Source organism: Peribacillus sp. SIMBA_075 (assembly GCF_046534585.1).
Map to the genome: position 1 here is coordinate 1 of NZ_JAWRYN010000019.1, position 17,724 is coordinate 17,724.

Consider the following 17,724-nt stretch of genomic DNA (forward strand, 5'->3'; position numbering starts at 1 on the left):
CGCGGAAAGCGAGCATCTGGAGGGGAAATCAACCACAACTCACTACCTGGTAAATAGCAACAAAGTATGTGAAAACAACAGCCTTTTCAAAAGTTGTTCATAAGCTAAAGAAGTGTTCTGGATCATAAGGGTTATTGATGTGACAAAAGGTGGTTTGCACAGTCTTGACTATCTGATTGAAAGAATGCTATCATAAGGTTTCCGATTTTCCGTCTTTTGTAAGTATGTAAAAATTTATATAAATAAACCACTAGATTAATAGAGGTGAGAGCATGAATAATTTTCTTAAAAAAAGCCGGCATTTATTTGCAGATAACATACTAGGCTTTTTCTTTATTGCGGTAGTCTTGTTTTGGATAAAAACGTATATTGGATATCGAGTTGAATTCAACTTAGGTATTGAGAATGGACTACAACAGTTTTTGCTATTCATAAACCCGATTAGTTCAGCCATTTTATTCTTTGGGTTGGCATTACTGGCGAAAGGTAAAAAATCGTTTAAATGGATCATCGGATTGAACTTATTGATGTCCTTATGGCTATTCTTCAATATTGTTTACTACCGTTCATTTACCGATTTCATTACATTACCAACCTTGACACAAGTGCAAAATAATGCCGGGGATTTGGGACCGAGTATTTTAGAATTATTTAAATCCCATGATGTATTTTATTTCCTTGATACGGCACTTTTGATTGTGTTGTATAGTTTCAAAGACTTTAAAGTGGAAAACTTCAAAGTCAAACGCCGTACGGTTGGAATGATTTATCTTGCAGGGCTTGCAATTTTTGCTATTAATTTAGGACTTGCTGAAAAGGATCGTCCGCAATTATTGTCAAGAACATTCGACCGGAATTATATTGTCAAATATCTGGGTATGTTCAACTATACGGTATATGATGCCGTTCAGAATACTAAAACGTACGCTCAGCGTGCAACTGCAAATAGCACGGATATCGCGGAAGTGGTCAATTATACGAAGGCAACAAGCGCTGAACCGAACCCTAAGTATTTTGGTGCAGCAAAAGGTAAAAATGTCATATACCTGCATTTGGAATCCATGCAGAATTTCATGATCGATTATAAGTTGAACGGGGAAGAAGTAACTCCATTTCTAAACTCACTTGCACATGAGAAGTCAGATTTCATGTACTTTGATAACTTCTTCCATCAAGTAGGCCAAGGTAAAACGGCAGATGCTGAATTCATGCTTGAAAATTCCCTGTTCGGTTTACCACAGGGGGCAGCATTCACAAACCGAGCCCAAAATACGTATCAAGCGGCACCTGCGATTTTAGGAGAAAAAGGATACACATCTGCTGTTTTCCATGGTAATTACAAATCTTTCTGGAACCGAGACCAGATGTATAAGGCTCTTGGGTTCAATCAATTTTTCGATGCAAGCCATTATAATATGGAGAATAAAGAAGAAGTGCTAAGTTATGGTTTGATGGATAAACCTTTCTTTAAAGAATCGATTCCAATGTTAGAAACGCTTAAACAGCCTTTCTATACAAAATTCATAACGGTATCTAATCATTTCCCATATGCCATGGACCAGGACAAGGCAACAATCGGTAAGCAAACGACAGGTGATGCTTCCGTTGATAATTACTTCCAAACTGCACGCTACGCAGACGAAGCGCTTAGGGAGTTTTTCGTTTATCTGAAGAAATCCGGTCTGTATGATAACTCAGTAATCGTTATGTATGGCGATCACTATGGTATTTCGGAAAACCATAAAGAAGCCATGTCAAAAGTGCTTGGCAAGGATGTTGGCGCATTTGAGAACGCCCAATTGCAGCGTGTACCATTATTGATTCATGTTCCAGGTGTTAAAGGCGGGGAAATGCACCAATACGGAGGACAGATTGACCTTCTCCCGACTTTATTGCATTTGTTAGGAATTGAATCTAAAGATTATGTACAATTCGGTTCTGACTTATTGTCTAAAGATCATAATGAAGTTGTACCTTTCAGGAATGGTGATTTTGTAACACCAGATGTTACTTCCATTAAAGGAAAATACTTCGATACGAAAACAGGAGAACTGGTCAAGGAAAATGATGACATCCGCAATTATAAAAAGAGAGTTGAAAAGATGCTCAATTTATCCGACCAAGTGGTGAACGGTGACTTACTCCGTTTCTATACTCCAAAGGGTTTTAAGCCAATTAACCCTGCTGATTATGATTACACATATAATGAAGAAGGTTCAAAGGAATCCGATTCTGATAAATAAGCTGAAAAACAGGCAGGAAGCCATTGCTTCCTGCCTGTTTTTTTATATGCGTTAGATCATGCTTCATTGGTCATCATGGCAACATAATTTCTTATTTCTTCAGGCTTTCCCGCGTATTTTTCTGCACGCAGTTTATCTTTCATGATTTTATCCTTTGCTTTGATCAGGATTTCTTCACCCATGGATTGTGGCACGACAACGACTCCATCTATGTCCCCTATGATGATATCACCTGGAAACACTGTGACACCTCCACAGGAAATGGGGATATTGGTTTGCCCTACACCAGCCTTGCCACTTGAGGCAACCGTTGTCCCTTTACTGAAAACAGGGAAATTCATTTCTTTAATTGCTTCAAGATCACGAATGACTCCATCGACTACGAGACCGCCAATTTCCATGGTCTGCATCATGCCGACAACAAAGTCACCTGCTATTGCACGGTATGTATCACCTTTGCTGTCAACGACTATTATATCTCCAGGTCTTGCTTCGCCGATTGCTTTCAAGACGGCTGAATTATCACCGACGGGCATCTGTACGGTTAAAGCACGTCCGGCAAAATGAAACTTTTCTTTTAAGGGTTTAATCGCTGATTCCAGATTGTTCAATCCCTCCATTGCATCTGAAATGGCCGTGGTGGGCAAATTCCTAAACTGTTGAATGAGAGCATCCATGAATATGATTCCTCCTTGAAGGTTATGAATATAGTCTAATTATACACAAATTTCGTAATTTTCCATTTAGTTTCTGCTTATCGGTAAAATGGGAAATGTGGTGAAGTTCTTCTGTCATAAGGGGGCAAGGTAAGTCAATGGTTTAATCAATCGATTGATTAAATTTTCATGTTCATGGATTATCCTTTACACATCGCGTTTCCTACTTGTTCTGTATGTACTTCTATATAGCCTGTTTACTTCATTCGCCTATGTCATCAAGAGGGAAATATCTCAGTTATCCTGCCTCGAGCGACGGCGCAGTGAAGCGGTCCTTAAGTGGAACCGGTGTGAGGGAGATCACTAAAGAGTTTTCAGCAATCTTCAAAGCAGGAGCAAAACCAAGACGGAGGTTGCCAATGTAAGCCAAAGGGGGCTAAAAACTTCTGGATGAATGATCAAAAAAATGATTCCTGCTATAACGGCAGCCTGTTGTATGGTTATATGTCTAATGAAGTGTATTCCGGCTTTAAAACAGGCTTTAAGTAGAGGCATATGATTCATTTTCATTCCTCCTTTTTCTTTCAATAATATGACCAGGCATAAAAGAAAATACATGGGGATTCGTTTTCTGCTCAAGGATTACGGGTATAGTAAAGGTAAAATAAAAGGAGGAATCATAGGTGGTTATTGTATATATTAGTCTTGCCCTCTTTATCGGATCGATCATCTATTTCGCTTTTTTTGCTTTCAAAACATTTAAGGATTCCAAACCGACAATTGAAAGTGTGACTGAAACTGTTTCACGCATTTAGGCAAAAACGGATCAGATTAAATCAGAGACGGATCAACTCGCCATGACTCAGCAAGAAATCACAGAAGATGTTCAATATAAAAAAGAGGCTGTACAATATACGGTTGATGCCGCTAAAAAAACACCGGAACCATTCAAAAATATTTGGTTTACCATAAAAGGCGACAAATGGAAGCTTAGAAATAAAAGTGATGCATAGGCGTTTGCCCGAATTTGGAAATGCACATGATATCGTAAAGTAATAAAAGATTTGTTGGAATTTTACCGGAATGGTTCAGGAGAAACGCGCAGGGATCTGCTTACACGGAGGGGAAAAAGCCCGAGAGGTTATGATTATGACCTATCGGGCTTTTTTTGTATTGGGAGAGGAAAAAGAGATGGCTTTGATTCAATTGTGATTGCGTGAATATTTAATATAGGCGATGAGTTTAAAATATAATGATTGCTGGCATGGTTATTAGTTTTTTTATCATCGGCGATAAAAATCATTGCATAGGGAACCCATTATGCCATTTGGACTCGAATAGGGGCTCCTGGGATCAGTTCTGGTAGGCATCATGTACGGTACGAGGTGCGTTTGGTGTTTTTTGGGTGAAGGTACTATCGGATTGAAAGTCACTTCTCATGAATAATCTATCCACTCCTCGTAAATAGTAATGTTAAACGTTTGAAAGGAGTGGAGAATATGAATTATAAGGCGATAGTATCAAGTGTGATGATGGTTTTAGTGATTACAGGTTGTTCTACTAATAATAAACAAGGTGCCAATGAAAATCTTGGCCTGAATCGTACGCATCAGGATAATGTAAAACATCCGACGAATGTAAGCGATACAAAGCGAAATATAAATAATGATAATGATAATAATGCAAACGATATGAGGGTCTCCGATGATATCTCAAATCGTGTTGAAGCCTTGAAGGAAGTAAAGGACGCCAGGGTCATCGTGACTGATAATAATGCATATGTTGGGGCAGTATTAAATGACGGCGGGGATAAAGATATCTCGAATGACCTTAAAGGCAGGATTGCAGATGCAGCAAGAGGAGCAGATCCATCGGTAGACAACGTTTATGTTTCGACAAACCCTGACTTTGTTCAAAGCATGCATAAGTATGCGAATGACATTCAGAATGGAAAACCCGTTGCAGGATTCGTTGATGAGTTCCGTAAACTTGTAACACGCGTTTTTCCAAGCCAAAAGTAATTGGCAAAGAGTTAAATGAATGAAGACGCAAAGGCTTATCCGTTAGATATCATGCTTTTTTAGGCATGGGATCCGGATAGGTCTTTTCCTATTTCAGGAAAAAACTAAAGGTAATCAGCAGCGAGTTGGTTTTTAGGATATCGGTGAATCATGACTAACTTTAAAGAGGGTGGTTACAATAATTGGGTAAACTAAAAAATTCAAGACAGGTAATGGGAGGCGGAATTAGTGAGGTTTTTTAAGGGAAGGAAGAAAACGGATGCAGCAGCCTTTCAGGTTACTTCCAAGGACTTTCAAGAACTTCTTAAAAAATTTGAAGCATCTAATGATTTTCTTACCTTCCAATTTCCGAATGAAGATGGCTATACCATCTCCTATTTCAGTTCACTGATTAGTGAACAACAGCTCCATGAACAAGTACTGGCTGTCATCTCTAATCAAACAAAGAAGGATCTTAAGCAATTAAAAAGCGATATTCCGATGGAAGATATGAAAGTGACGACTGATATAAACGTCATTCAAAGGTTGGTTTTGGCAGGATCGATCTTGATTCAATACAAGAAAGATGATGAAATGTGTTTGCTGATTCCTTGTGCTCACAGTGTGAAAAGGCAAACTTCCATACCCGAGTCGGAATATACAGTCGCTGGGCCTAAGGAGGCTTTTGTTGAATCGCTTGATACGAATTTGAATCTAATTCGCAATCGGTTACCCATTCCTGAATTGCAGTCCAAGGAATTTCGGGTTGGGAGCATCTCGCAAACCAGGTTAGTGGTGCTCTACATAGATGGGATTGTAAATCAACAGATCATCCATACAGTCATGCAGAGAATAGATGATATAGAGTATGATACGATCGTGGATATTTCGTTTGTAAACCAGATGATCACGGATAATCGGAATTCGATGTTTCCCCAACTGATTGATACGGAGCGGCCTGACCATCTGGCCAGTGTATTATCAGAGGGGAAAATAGGGATTATGCTGGATGGATCGCCTCATGCATTAGTTGGTCCCAACACCATCATTTCGTTCTTTTCTTCATTTGAGGATTATTTTCAAATTTGGAATCTTGGTACTTCATTCCGTTTGATTCGTCTTTTCGCAGTCCTGTTTTCCGTTTTATCTTCACCTCTGTATGTTGCCGTTTTAACCTATCATTATCTGGTGATCCCTACTGATTTGTTGCCAATCTTAATTTCATCAAGGGGAGTGATCCCTTTTCCGCCGATTTTGGAAGCGATCGTACTGGAAGGTACGATCGAATTGCTGAGGGAAGCAGCGGTTAGGCTGCCTGCTAAGGTGGGCTCTACCATCGGCATTGTTGGCGGTATAGTCATCGGTACAGCCGCTGTGGAAGCGGGATTTGTCAGTAATGTCCTATTGATGCTTGTCGCTTTGGCTGCCTTGGCTTCATTTACAGTGCCGATTTACCAAATCAGTAATACGATTCGCCTTATCCGCTTCCCTTTTCTAATTGCAGCGCAGTTATACGGACTGTTCGGATTAGCTTTATGCAGTGCATTCATTTTAAGTCATTTATTGAAATTGACTTCGCTTGGCAGTCCATACTTAGACCCTCTTTACCCGTTAAGGATTTATGACTTTAAAGATAGTCTAATTCGCCTCCCTTTTTCAAAGCAGACTAAACGCCCACAATTTCTGCGGACGGAAAAGCCACTAAGGATAAGGAGGAAGGAGGAAACTAATAACTCCCAAAGTGATATTGATGAATAAGGCGAAGAAAGCGGTGAAAATGTATGGAAGTCAAACCAAAGGAAACTAAACTAATATCTCCATTTTTTGTTTTTTTTCTCTTGCCAGGCATGCAGATCGGAGTAGGGGTATTGGGGTTTGAACGGATCATAGCGAAAGAGGCTGGTCAAGACGCTTGGATATCGGTCCTCATTTCAGGGTTAATCATAAATGTTCTGCTTTGGATGTGTTTCAAGCTTTTAGGCAGGGGCCCCCAAACACTGGATTTGGTTGCCATCCATAAAGATTTGTTTGGTAAATGGGTAGGAAATGCTTTCAACATTTTTTTCATCCTCTACTTTATAATGATCTCCATCATTCTTATCAGGACTTATTTGGAAGTCATTCAGGTTTGGATGTTCCCTGGTGTTAATGTCCTGATGCTATTAACCATCATTCTAATTCTCGTGTATAGTTTTGTGGTGGGAGGGTTTAGGGCCGTTACTGGTTTTTGTATAATCGGACTTATTATTGGATCGCCGTTATTACTTTTGAATTATTTCCCATTAAAGCACGCCCACTTTGAGAATTTGGGTCCTTTACTTGATCATTCCTTTTTGGAAATCATGAAGGCCTGTAAGAGAATGACCCTGAATTACCTTGGTTTTGAATTACTCCTGATCTATTACCCATTCATTAAAAAGCGTGAAGACTCTCAAAAGTGGGCCCACTTAGGTGCGTTGTTTACCATGTCGATATATTTAGTCTTCATTATTGTCTCGTTAGCCTACTATCATCAAGATCAGCTGAAAGATGTAATTTGGGCTACATTGACTTTATGGAAAATTGTGGACCTTCCATTCGTTGAGAGGTTTGAATATATAGGGATTTCCGTTTGGCTGTTCATGGTGCTGCCGAATGTTTGCCTAGGGGTTTGGGCAGCGAGCAGAACAGTAAAAAGAGTGTTTGGATTTAGACAGAAAAAGGTGTTAGTTTACATCCTGCTTATCATTTTAGTTTCTTGCTGTTTTTTGGATAACCGCTATAGAATCGATAGGTTTAACACAATCAGTTCGGAAATAGGTTTTTATATCGTTTATTTGTACCTTCCTCTCTTATTCATATGGCAGTCGATTGTCTATAAAGTTAGGAGTCTTAATCCATGAAAATCAAACTTCTCTTGATTACATTATGTTGTTTCATGATGACAGCGTGCGGGGTGGAGAAGCAAATATTAGAAGATATTTTAATTGCTGAAGTCGTAGGTTATGATGATGCCGGAGACAAAAAAGTGAAAGGAACGGTCGCTGTCAGCGTTCCTCAGCCTGGGGAAGAAGCAAAACTAAGTAGAGAAGTATATGAAGCGACCTCCCATAATATAAAGACTGGCCGCCAGCAAGAAAATGCAAAAACACCATTCCCGATTGTCGGCGGGAGACTGACAGTCATTCTCTATGGTGAACAATTGGCAGGTAAGGGCTTGAATGATTATATTGATACATATAGGCGTGACCCAATGGTGGGAAGGGATTTATATTTAGCGATCGTTCATGGCAAAGCGGAGGATGTAGTTAAAATGGAGCCAAGGTTGATTAAAACTCCAGGAGTCCAAGTGAAAGAGCTGATCGAACAGAATATCAGGACTAATTTGCCTGATGTAGATTTGCACAGGTATTTATATGCATGTCATGGTAAAGGAATCGATCCGGTCATGCCCCTATTGGAAACTGCAGGAGACCATATACGGGTAAGGGGTATCGCCCTGTTTAAAAGGGACAAGTATATCGGCAAATACATCCCTTATCAGGACGGATTTTTATTCAAAGTCCTTAGTGAAAATTTTAAGCTGGGGAGTTATGAAATCAAATGGAAGGAAAATGACTTTTCAGATATCAATAACGTGGAATCACGTGTCCATTATGATATCAGGAATGCAAATCAAGACCCCGAAGTCAGGATTGAAGTGAAATTAAAAGCGAGTCTGCTTGAGGTCCAAGGTTATGACTTGGGTAAATCAGTCGACCTGAATAAAATAGAGGCCAAAGCAGAACATGTCATTGGTGAAAAATTACATGAGATGGTAACCATGTTTCAGGAAAACAACATAGATCCGATTGCACTCGGTGATATCGCTAAAAGTAAAACAAGAAATTTCAATCAGAAACATTGGGAGGAGGCCTATCCTCATATTCCAATCGAGGTGGATTTGGATATTGAAATGATTCAAACGGGAATAGTAGAATAAAAGAAGAATATTCTGAAGTTTCCCCCTTTATAATAGGGGTATTGGTGTAATTATATCAATGCGGCTAAAGAGGGGGGAAAGGCATGGACAAAGCATGGTGGAAAGAGGCAGTTGTATATCAAGTGTATCCAAGGAGTTTCATGGATAGTGATGGAGATGGGGTAGGGGATTTAAACGGGATCTTTATGAAACTCGATTATTTACAGGAGCTGGGTGTGAACGTGATATGGCTATCCCCTGTTTATCAATCTCCCAATGATGACAATGGGTACGATATCAGTGATTATCAATCAATCATGACTGAATTCGGGACCATGGCTGATTTTGATAGGTTGCTGAAGGCGTTGCATGAACGTGGAATGAAGATGATGATGGACCTGGTGGTCAACCATTCTTCAGATGAACATTCGTGGTTCAAGGAATCCCGATCCTCTATAGACAATCCAAAGCGTGATTATTATATTTGGAAACCTGGAAGGCATGGGAAAGAACCAAATAATTGGGAGTCCATTTTTAAAGGTTCGGCATGGGAATATGATGAAGGAACAGATGAATATTATTTACACTTATTCAGCAAGAAACAACCGGATTTAAACTGGGAGAACCCTAAGCTCCGTGAAGAAATCTACAGCATGATGACTTGGTGGCTGGATAAGGGTGTCGATGGTTTTCGGATGGATGTCATCAACTTCCTATCAAAAGATCAGAGCTATTCAGATGGATCCATTCAGCATGGGAAGCAGTTTGGTGATGGAAGCCCCTTTTTCTTGAATGGCCCGCGGATACATGAGTTTTTACAGGAAATCAATCAACGGGCACTTTCAGGATATGACGTGATTACCGTTGGGGAGATGCCAGGAGTCACCCCGGAGGAAGCGCAATTGTTCACAGGGAAAGATCGTGGTGAATTACATATGGTCTTTCAATTCGAACATATGGATTTGGGGGGCGGACCAGAAGGGAAATGGAGTAACGAAAAGTGGAACCTAAGCGATTTAAAACGAATTCTTTCCAAGTGGCAGACTGGTTTGGAGGAGGATGGCTGGAACAGTTTATACTGGAACAATCATGATCAGTCCCGGATTGTCTCAAGGTTTGGAAATGATGGAGAGTATCGTATTGAAAGTGCAAAGATGCTTGCCGCCTGTCTTCATATGCTTCAAGGTACACCTTATATATATCAAGGGGAAGAGCTGGGAATGACCAATGTTGCATTTGAAAGCATTGATGAATATCGGGATATTGAAACGTTGAATTCATATGACGAACTCGTCAATTCGCATGGCTGGTCAAAAGAGCGGATGATGTCAGCCATTCACGCCCGAAGCAGGGATAATGCGAGGACACCGGTTCAGTGGAATGACTCCCGGAACGCAGGATTCACGAAAGGGACTCCTTGGATTAAGGTCAATCCCAATTTCCCCGAGATTAATGCAGAAAAAGCCTACAATGATCCAAATTCCATTTTTCATTTTTATAAAAGGCTTATCCAATTACGCAAAAAATATGAAATTGTCGTTTATGGCCGTTTTGAACTGCTCTGTCCAGATGATGAACGAATATTTGCCTATACGAGAACGTTGGAAGATGAAAAGCTGTTAGTGCTATGCAACTTTAAGGAGGAGCATGCCGAATATTCTTTGCCTGAAGAGCTAAATTCATATTCTGCTACAAGGCTGATCGGTAATTATGAACAGGGGGAAAAAGGAATCTCGAGAATGCCTCTGCGTCCATATGAATGTCGTGTATATCATTTGAAATGAAAAAGGACCTGGTTTTCTCCGTTGGAGAAGACCAGGTCCTTTTTAGTATTATTTTGATTTAAGGTCACATTCCTCAAGAGGAATGACTTTCGTTTTATGTTTAATTTTATAGCCGAACCATAGGACGAAAAATAGAATTAAGCCAATGTAGGAAACGAACATTGAATTCCAGTCGATCCCATTACTGCTGAAAGCTTGATAGCCTTGTCCGATGATAATGATAATACATAGGACAAGGGCGAATATTGGCCCGAATGGGAAGCCTTTGGCCCGGTATGGCAAAGCATTCATATCAAGGCCTTGAGCTGCGTAGGCTTTGCGGAATCGATAATGGGCGATCGCAATCCCGACCCAGGTGACGAATCCTGCCATGCCTGAAGCATTCAATAACCAAATATAAACGACACCATCTCCGAAAAATGATGCTAAGAATGCAACGCAGCCAACTAAAGAAGTCACGATAAGTGCATTCACGGGTACTCCTCTTTTATCTAACTTGCCAAGGAATTTAGGTGCTTTCCCATCACGTGCCAAGTCCCAGAGCATACGGGTTGAAGCGTACATGCCTGAGTTACCGGCGGAAAGTACGGATGATAAAATGATCGCGTTCATGATGGATGCAGCAAATGCAAGGCCAGCCCGTTCAAATACGAGCGTGAAGGGACTTACGGCAACATCTTCACTCAATAAACGTGAATCCGTAAACGGAATGATCATTCCAATTACGAAAATGGCAAGGATATAGAATAAAATGATGCGCCAGAAAACGGATCTGATCGCCTTAGGGATATTCTTTTCTGGATCTTCACTTTCACCAGCCGTCACTCCAAGCAATTCTGTTCCTTGGAATGAAAAGCCGGCAGCCATGAATACACCTAGAATCGTGAAGAACCCTCCATTAAAGGGACCTTCGCCCATTGTGAAATTGGAAAAACCAATAGGGTCTTTTCCACCCATGATTCCGAGAATGATCAGGACACCAGTGATCAAGAAAATGACGACTGTCACGACTTTGATCATGGCAAACCAGAATTCTGCTTCCCCAAAACCTTTAACGGACATGTAATTGATAAGAAACATAGTGATTAACGCAATAGCACTCCAGATGAAGGAGGGAGTATCAGGAAACCAGAACTTCATAATTAAGACAACAGCTGCTAATTCAGCGGCAATGGTGATTGCCCAGTTATACCAGTAGTTCCATCCAATCGCAAAACCGAAAGACGGATCGACGAATTTGGATGCATAGACACGGAACGAACCGGCCACTGGCATGAATGCTGCCATTTCTGCAAGACTTGTCATTAAGTAATAAACCATGATGCCGATGACCGCGTATGCCACCAAGGCACCGCCGGGTCCGGCTGAATGGATGGCACCGCCACTTGCTAAAAATAAACCTGTTCCAATCGTTCCACCTAATGAAATCATCATTAAGTGCCGCGCTTTCAGGCTCCTTTTTAATTCAGTGGGGCTTGATGCTGATTGTGAATTTGGCAATTGATGTTACACTCCTTTTTATTGGAAGGGAACGAAATATAAAAAAACAGCAGTCGAAAAAGATCGACGGCTGTTTATAATAAACCCGTTTATCCTTCCGAAGATAGCTCCCCACGCTTTTAGAAAAAACGTGACAGTGATGTTCCTGTTCGGTGACACCGCCAGCGAGAATATACATGGAATATACCCTAACTTCGGCAACTTATCCTTTCAAACGGAGTCTTGAATTTTCCAGAATCTCGTCCGTTCTACTTTTATAAGCTGCAGCCTCTAACTCATCGGTAAATGAGGAAGTATTCAATTTTCTTAAATCGTAACGCCAGCTTGTAATTGGCCGTACGATGGTACTCATGAAAAATTATGCAATCGCAAATAGAATGCTAGTAACTGAGTAAACTTTACTATATCAAAATTATAAAATAACTTCTGGGATATCGCAATGATTATTTTATGTGGTTATTTTTCCCTAGTTCTCGAAAGATTGGAAGAGGAAACGATATATAAAAGTAAAGCCATTCTGATAACAATACCGTTATTAAACGGTCCTTCTTTTTATAAGGGCGTAGTCCAATTTTACATGTTGGACCGATTCGGGATTCTCAAATAGATCCACTGCCATTTTTCCAATCCATTCCAGAGGCAAGGAAATGGTCGTGATGTCCAGCATCTCACTGAGGCCATCATTATTGAAGCCCAGAATGGCCACCTCTTCAGGTACCCTCATACCCGATTTCTTAGCGGTGAGCATGAATCCAGCAGCCGTGTCATCATTAGTGATGATGATGGCTTCAGGTTTGTTTATCATCGAATGCCAATCCTCAAACAACTTTACACCGTCTTTGATGTGATAACTGCCTTCAAACAACCATTCTTTATTGTTTATAAGTTGATGTTTACTCATGATATCGTTAAAGGCCTTTGTTCGCAGAGAACTGTTCCTGCTCTTTTTACGGCCGAGGCTGTATCCAATTTTCTTATATCCTTTAGAAATCACGTATTCAAGGGCACAGGAGAATGCTGCATAATGATCAATGCTGATGGATGAGAATTCAGCCTGGGCTGTATCCTCACATAAGATAATAGGTCCGTATTTTTGATAATCCAAGAGGATTTTCATTTCCGAAATTCTTGAACAAACGATAATGCCATCGAGTTGCTTCATTTGCAGCATATTCAAAGCCTGGATTTCTTTCTCTCTTTCATAATGGGTTTGAAAGATCACGATATGACACCCAATTGCATTTGCCTGTTTAGTAATTCCGTTAACGATTGCCCCGTAATATGGGTGATTGGTGAAGGGGATGATGATGCCGATAAGATTTGTTTTGCCTTTTGAAAGATGAATGGCGTTGATGTTTCTCGAATAATTCAAGCGATCAATGGCTTGTAAAACGCTCTCTCTCTTATCAGGGCTTACATAAGGATGATTATTCAATACACGAGATACTGTTGAGACAGATACACCAGCACATTGAGCAATTTCTTTAATGTTTGTCATGGGATCACCATTTTTTCTTTTTTTTATATTGTACCGTATGAAACCCATTTCAGAGCAAGAGAACAGAGCATGGCTGCTGAAGATTTCTTCAAATAAGGTCTTGTTCTGGTATGGGTTTCATCCTTTAAGATTGGTTTAAGTCTTAGAGGAGGAGGAGATCAGGATGTTCCAAACTTTAATCAGCCTGTTTGTACTTTGCGGAATCGAATTGGGATTGGCGTACATGGCAGTTTCTTTAAAGCCGGAAAAATGATTGGCAATGCACATGGAATGCCAGATGCCCGTCGAGAAATCCGCGTTTACTCTTGAAATACACACGTTTACTCGTGAATTTCACGTCGTCCCATCATAAACATTAGAAAAAGCTCCCCTAGTTTATATTCACCATAAAAACTCTACAATATAAATTAACTTCATCATTACGTTTTATGTACTGAAGGAAAAGCACTCTCCATTTTAGTAGTTGGAATGCTCATCATACCTGCCGCAACGGCTTATCTGCTGACAGATCGGTTAATTAGAATGATATTTTCAGTATAATGGTCGGGGTGTTAAATTAAGTCATCGGTTATAATTCAGCTGCCATTTTGGATGCCTCGATATCCGGTTGCATGGTTGGATTGGCCTTTCTCTTTTCCCCAAGCCATGGATTGGTCAGAAGTGTGCTGAAATTGGAGAAAATCAAAGGAGGCACATGCTTAAATTCCCCCTTTCTGCAGGCTCCATGCAGATAACTTCATGAAGCTTGTAAACTATTCTTCGATATAGTTGTGATTTTATTTGTTTAAAGTATAATGAATAAGTGTATTTAAAGATGTATCGCAGGAGCCTTTTTAAGGGAGAGTTAAGTATGGAAGAACAAAATAAATTTTCATCTCGAATAGATTTTTCTTTGGTCACAATATTGCTGTTATTATGCGTAGGAAGTTGCTTAGCAATCTATAGTGCCCAAACGACTGGACAGTACGCGGAAAACTTCTTAATCAAACAAATCTTTTGGTATATAGTGGGGATTGGAATCGTATTAGGGTTTATCACCCTTGATTCGGATCAACTGAAAAAAATTTCCTGGTATGCCTATGGATTCGGATTATTTTTGCTTTTATTGCTGATCCTAATGCCAGAAAGTGTAGTACCTAAAATAAATGGTGCAAGAAGCTGGTACAAAATTCCAGGAGTCGGTTCGATTCAGCCATCGGAATTCATGAAGGTTTTCCTAATCCTGGCATTAGCAAATCTTATATCAAACCATCATCTCAAAAACACGCTGAAAACGATTCAAACGGATATCTGGCTGCTTATTAAAATCGGTCTCGTTACAGGTGCCCCGCTAATGTTAATCATGCAACAGCCGGATTTAGGCACCGGGCTTGTCATCTTGTCAATCATGCTAGGAATGGTTTTCATATCAGGTATATCATGGAAGATTCTGCTGCCTATCATTTCGGGAGGAATCGCCGTGGCTTCCACGGTCCTATACTTCGTCCTTTGGAAGCCGGAGATCCTGGAAAAATACTTAGGGGTAAAAACCTATCAATTCGGCCGTATCTATTCTTGGCTTGATCCATATAATTATGCGAGCTCCGAGGGGTACCACTTAACCAGATCCTTACTGGCCATCGGCTCCGGCCAGACCACAGGTAAGGGGATAGGTGAGAGGGTAGTGTATCTCCCAGAGAGTCATTCGGATTTCATTTTCAGCATCATCGGTGAAGAATTCGGTTTCATCGGATCAAGCATCTTGATTTCCTTGTTTTTCCTATTGATTTACCACATAACAAAAACGGGAATGGACACGAAAAATAACTTCTATACATATATCTGTGTTGGCGTTATAAGCATGTTGACGTTTCACGTTTTTCAAAATATCGGCATGACGGTAGGCCTTTTACCGATTACGGGGATTCCACTTCCATTTATCAGTTATGGAGGAAGCTCGCTAATGGGGAACATGATGGCCATGGGCTTAATATTCAGCATTCGGTATCACTATAAGAAGTATATGTTTTCTACGGATATCTAAACATAAAGCCGGCCTCCCGTGGCCGGCTTTACTTGTGCAAAAAAAACAAAGGGAAGCAGAATCTCCCCCTGAATGTTTGCTTATTGAATGTTCGATCCAGGTGGGAACTGATTTTTATATCCGGAAAATTGTTGATACGATTGGCTTAGGCTCGGAGCCTGCGCCTTTTCTAAACTATACCAGCCTTTTTCGAACATAAGGTTATAGAGCTCACGCTGCATCTCCTGATTTTCTTTCGAAACGGAGAAAATGTCTTGGAATAATGCTTGGTTACTCATTTCATGCAAGGCAACGGAAAAGGAGTTACAAAAGTACTTTTCAGTTGTGAGCATATCATTTATAAAATCCCTGTCATTCATTTGAGGAGTCTTTGCTACAGGAGATTCTGGATTTTGGACTTTGTTTTCATTGGGCATCAAGAACCCTCCTTTACTGGTATTGTTGTTGAACCTGGTTTTGATCCGGATTCAAATGTTTCAAAATGGTATCGTAATGGCGTTGATGCATGAGTCCGCACCGATTTAACGCATCAATGATTTGTGGGTCCTTGCATTGAGTGGCAAAAAAATGTGCTTTTTTAATCGCATTCAGATTCCATGCAAGCATATCGGTTAAGTATAAGCTGTCTTTTACCGAAACCATTTCCGGTGGCTGTTTCATATAGCCGGTGGACTGCTGTTGGCTGTTAAACGAATTTTGCTGTTCCATCATTCTACCTCCTTCAGTGTTCTTTAAACGTACTTAAGTTCCCCTTCAAGAAATTTTTTTATTCTTGATTCTAAATTTCTGAAAATTGAATTAAATGGTAAAATAATCTTGTGCATCTATTTTCCGAAATGATTTGGAGGGGAATGCAGATGGAAAGAATATTGAGAAGTCTATTTCTTTTTTTATCAACGAACAAAAGCATGACAATGGCAGCGAAAAAATACGGATTACGGTTTGGGGCCTCGCGTTTCGTGGCAGGAGAAACATTGGATTTGGCCTCTGTTGTGATTGCAGACCTAAATAGGAAAGGGCTCGCTGTTACCATTGATTATTTAGGCGAATTCATAGAAGAGGAACAAGAAGCAAGGAAGATGGCAGATGAATGTATAGAAGCGATTCGCATGATTGGCAGAAATGAACTGGATTCACAGTTATCTCTGAAGCTAACCTCGATGGGCTTGGATGTATCCGAACGAGTCGCAATGAACAACATGCGGAGGATTTTAGCGGAAGCCAAAGCCCATAAGGTTTTCGTGACGCTTGACATGGAAGATTTTCCGCGCTGTCAGCCAACTTTGGATGTATTCAAAAACTTAAAGGCTGAATATAATGAATTGGGGACTGTCATCCAAGCATATCTGTATCGGACCGAAAAGGATATTGAGGAGCTGAATGAATACCATCCGAATCTAAGACTTGTTAAAGGAGCATATAAAGAATCAAGGGAAGTGGCTTTTTCCGAGAAAAAAGACGTCGATGAAAATTTCAAGAAAATTATCAAGAAGCATTTGCTGAATGGCAATTATACAGCAGTTGCCACACATGATGATAAAATCATTGATTATACGAGGGACTTGGTCAAAGGGGAGGGAATTCCCCAGGATCAATTTGAATTTCAAATGTTGTATGGCATACGTAATGAGAAGCAGCTTGAACTTGCTAAAGAAGGATATAAGGTTAGGGTGTATGTTCCTTATGGTACGGATTGGTATGGGTATTTCATGCGCCGCCTTGCGGAGAGACCGGCCAATATTGCTTTCGTTTTAAAAGGCCTTTTCAAGAAATAGAAAGCGAGAGCCGCCCCGGATAAGGGACGGCTGCTCTAATAGAAGGCTTTATTTTTTGAATTGATTGTTCTGGCTGTTCACTTTATTGATTCCATGTTGACGTTCACCGCCAGGTCCGGCATTGCCTTTTACGCTTGCTGCACTTACAGCTGCTTTAGAAGGATTATTTTTACTCTTCATTTTATAATTCACCTCCTGCCCGGTTATTTTTTACTGAACAGAGGAGAAATAACCAAAGTAATTTGGAGGAAAAAATATTTTTTTTCCTGTTTAATCATTGCGGAATTTCCAAATTTATTCTATAT

Annotated in this window: 18 protein-coding genes and 1 riboswitch; of the genes, 10 read left to right on the top strand and 8 right to left on the bottom strand. The window is 40.3% G+C overall.

Features of this window, described 5'->3' with window-relative positions:
- Nucleotides 1-272: 272 nt before the first annotated feature.
- A complete protein-coding gene (gene ltaS / locus SB775_RS14880; RefSeq protein ID WP_410862043.1) occupies nucleotides 273-2,243 on the top strand; it encodes a lipoteichoic acid synthase in 1,971 nt (656 codons plus the stop codon).
- Nucleotides 2,244-2,299: 56 nt separating this feature from the next.
- Here the strand turns inward: ltaS and SB775_RS14885 are convergent, their stop codons facing one another.
- Together SB775_RS14885 and SB775_RS14890 are read right to left on the bottom strand one after the other, a co-directional pair.
- Nucleotides 2,300-2,920, bottom strand: coding sequence for an RraA family protein (locus tag SB775_RS14885; protein WP_410862044.1), 621 nt, complete (start codon nucleotides 2,918-2,920; stop codon nucleotides 2,300-2,302).
- A 363-nt stretch (nucleotides 2,921-3,283) separates the two neighbouring features.
- On the bottom strand, nucleotides 3,284-3,463 hold the full coding sequence (locus tag SB775_RS14890; RefSeq protein WP_061465512.1) for a hypothetical protein: 180 nt from the start codon (nucleotides 3,461-3,463) through the stop codon (nucleotides 3,284-3,286).
- Between the two features lie 119 nt (nucleotides 3,464-3,582).
- Here SB775_RS14890 and SB775_RS14895 point away from each other — a divergent pair, with 119 nt between their 5' ends.
- From SB775_RS14895 to SB775_RS14925, 7 genes are all read left to right on the top strand, one after another.
- On the top strand, nucleotides 3,583-3,714 hold the full coding sequence (locus SB775_RS14895) for a hypothetical protein (protein ID WP_410862045.1): 132 nt from the start codon (nucleotides 3,583-3,585) through the stop codon (nucleotides 3,712-3,714).
- A gap of 42 nt (nucleotides 3,715-3,756) precedes the next feature.
- On the top strand, nucleotides 3,757-3,912 hold the full coding sequence (locus tag SB775_RS14900; RefSeq protein ID WP_410862046.1) for a hypothetical protein: 156 nt from the start codon (nucleotides 3,757-3,759) through the stop codon (nucleotides 3,910-3,912).
- A 486-nt stretch (nucleotides 3,913-4,398) separates the two neighbouring features.
- Nucleotides 4,399-4,920, top strand: a complete 522-nt coding sequence (locus SB775_RS14905; protein WP_410862047.1) for a YhcN/YlaJ family sporulation lipoprotein — start codon at nucleotides 4,399-4,401, stop codon at nucleotides 4,918-4,920.
- A gap of 228 nt (nucleotides 4,921-5,148) precedes the next feature.
- Nucleotides 5,149-6,657 carry a spore germination protein gene (locus SB775_RS14910; protein ID WP_410862048.1) on the top strand — a complete coding sequence of 503 codons (1,509 nt, stop codon included), beginning with the start codon at nucleotides 5,149-5,151 and terminating at the stop codon, nucleotides 6,655-6,657.
- Nucleotides 6,658-6,680: 23 nt separating this feature from the next.
- A complete protein-coding gene (locus tag SB775_RS14915) occupies nucleotides 6,681-7,781 on the top strand; it encodes a GerAB/ArcD/ProY family transporter (RefSeq protein ID WP_410862049.1) in 1,101 nt (366 codons plus the stop codon).
- A complete protein-coding gene (locus tag SB775_RS14920) occupies nucleotides 7,778-8,860 on the top strand; it encodes a Ger(x)C family spore germination protein (protein ID WP_410862050.1) in 1,083 nt (360 codons plus the stop codon). Before SB775_RS14915 ends, SB775_RS14920 begins: the two co-directional genes overlap by 4 nt.
- An 83-nt stretch (nucleotides 8,861-8,943) precedes the next feature.
- Nucleotides 8,944-10,623 carry a glycoside hydrolase family 13 protein gene (locus SB775_RS14925; protein WP_410862051.1) on the top strand — a complete coding sequence of 560 codons (1,680 nt, stop codon included), beginning with the start codon at nucleotides 8,944-8,946 and terminating at the stop codon, nucleotides 10,621-10,623.
- Between the two features lie 48 nt (nucleotides 10,624-10,671).
- Here the strand turns inward: SB775_RS14925 and SB775_RS14930 are convergent, their stop codons facing one another.
- The 3 genes from SB775_RS14930 to SB775_RS14940 all read right to left on the bottom strand — a co-directional run bounded on the left by SB775_RS14930 (nucleotide 10,672) and on the right by SB775_RS14940 (nucleotide 14,315).
- Nucleotides 10,672-12,123, bottom strand: coding sequence for an amino acid permease (locus tag SB775_RS14930; protein ID WP_410862052.1), 1,452 nt, complete (start codon nucleotides 12,121-12,123; stop codon nucleotides 10,672-10,674).
- A 96-nt stretch (nucleotides 12,124-12,219) separates the two neighbouring features.
- Nucleotides 12,220-12,404, bottom strand: a riboswitch (Lysine riboswitch).
- Nucleotides 12,405-12,658: 254 nt separating this feature from the next.
- A complete protein-coding gene (locus tag SB775_RS14935) occupies nucleotides 12,659-13,621 on the bottom strand; it encodes a LacI family DNA-binding transcriptional regulator (RefSeq protein WP_410862053.1) in 963 nt (320 codons plus the stop codon).
- Between the two features lie 568 nt (nucleotides 13,622-14,189).
- Nucleotides 14,190-14,315, bottom strand: a complete 126-nt coding sequence (locus tag SB775_RS14940; protein WP_410862054.1) for a hypothetical protein — start codon at nucleotides 14,313-14,315, stop codon at nucleotides 14,190-14,192.
- A gap of 156 nt (nucleotides 14,316-14,471) precedes the next feature.
- Here SB775_RS14940 and rodA point away from each other — a divergent pair, with 156 nt between their 5' ends.
- Nucleotides 14,472-15,644, top strand: a complete 1,173-nt coding sequence (gene rodA / locus SB775_RS14945) for a rod shape-determining protein RodA (RefSeq protein WP_089361904.1) — start codon at nucleotides 14,472-14,474, stop codon at nucleotides 15,642-15,644.
- Nucleotides 15,645-15,724: 80 nt separating this feature from the next.
- Here rodA and SB775_RS14950 read toward each other — a convergent pair whose 3' ends face one another.
- Nucleotides 15,725-16,060 carry a spore coat protein gene (locus SB775_RS14950; protein WP_089361903.1) on the bottom strand — a complete coding sequence of 112 codons (336 nt, stop codon included), beginning with the start codon at nucleotides 16,058-16,060 and terminating at the stop codon, nucleotides 15,725-15,727.
- A 13-nt stretch (nucleotides 16,061-16,073) separates the two neighbouring features.
- Nucleotides 16,074-16,352 carry a hypothetical protein gene (locus tag SB775_RS14955; protein WP_061465500.1) on the bottom strand — a complete coding sequence of 93 codons (279 nt, stop codon included), beginning with the start codon at nucleotides 16,350-16,352 and terminating at the stop codon, nucleotides 16,074-16,076.
- A gap of 149 nt (nucleotides 16,353-16,501) precedes the next feature.
- On the opposite strand from SB775_RS14955, the gene SB775_RS14960 reads away from it, so the two are divergent.
- Nucleotides 16,502-17,419: a proline dehydrogenase family protein gene (locus tag SB775_RS14960; RefSeq protein ID WP_410862055.1), complete on the top strand. Its 918-nt coding sequence runs from the start codon at nucleotides 16,502-16,504 to the stop codon at nucleotides 17,417-17,419.
- A gap of 48 nt (nucleotides 17,420-17,467) precedes the next feature.
- Here the strand turns inward: SB775_RS14960 and SB775_RS14965 are convergent, their stop codons facing one another.
- On the bottom strand, nucleotides 17,468-17,599 hold the full coding sequence (locus SB775_RS14965) for a YuzL family protein (RefSeq protein WP_089361901.1): 132 nt from the start codon (nucleotides 17,597-17,599) through the stop codon (nucleotides 17,468-17,470).
- Nucleotides 17,600-17,724 lie beyond the last annotated feature (125 nt).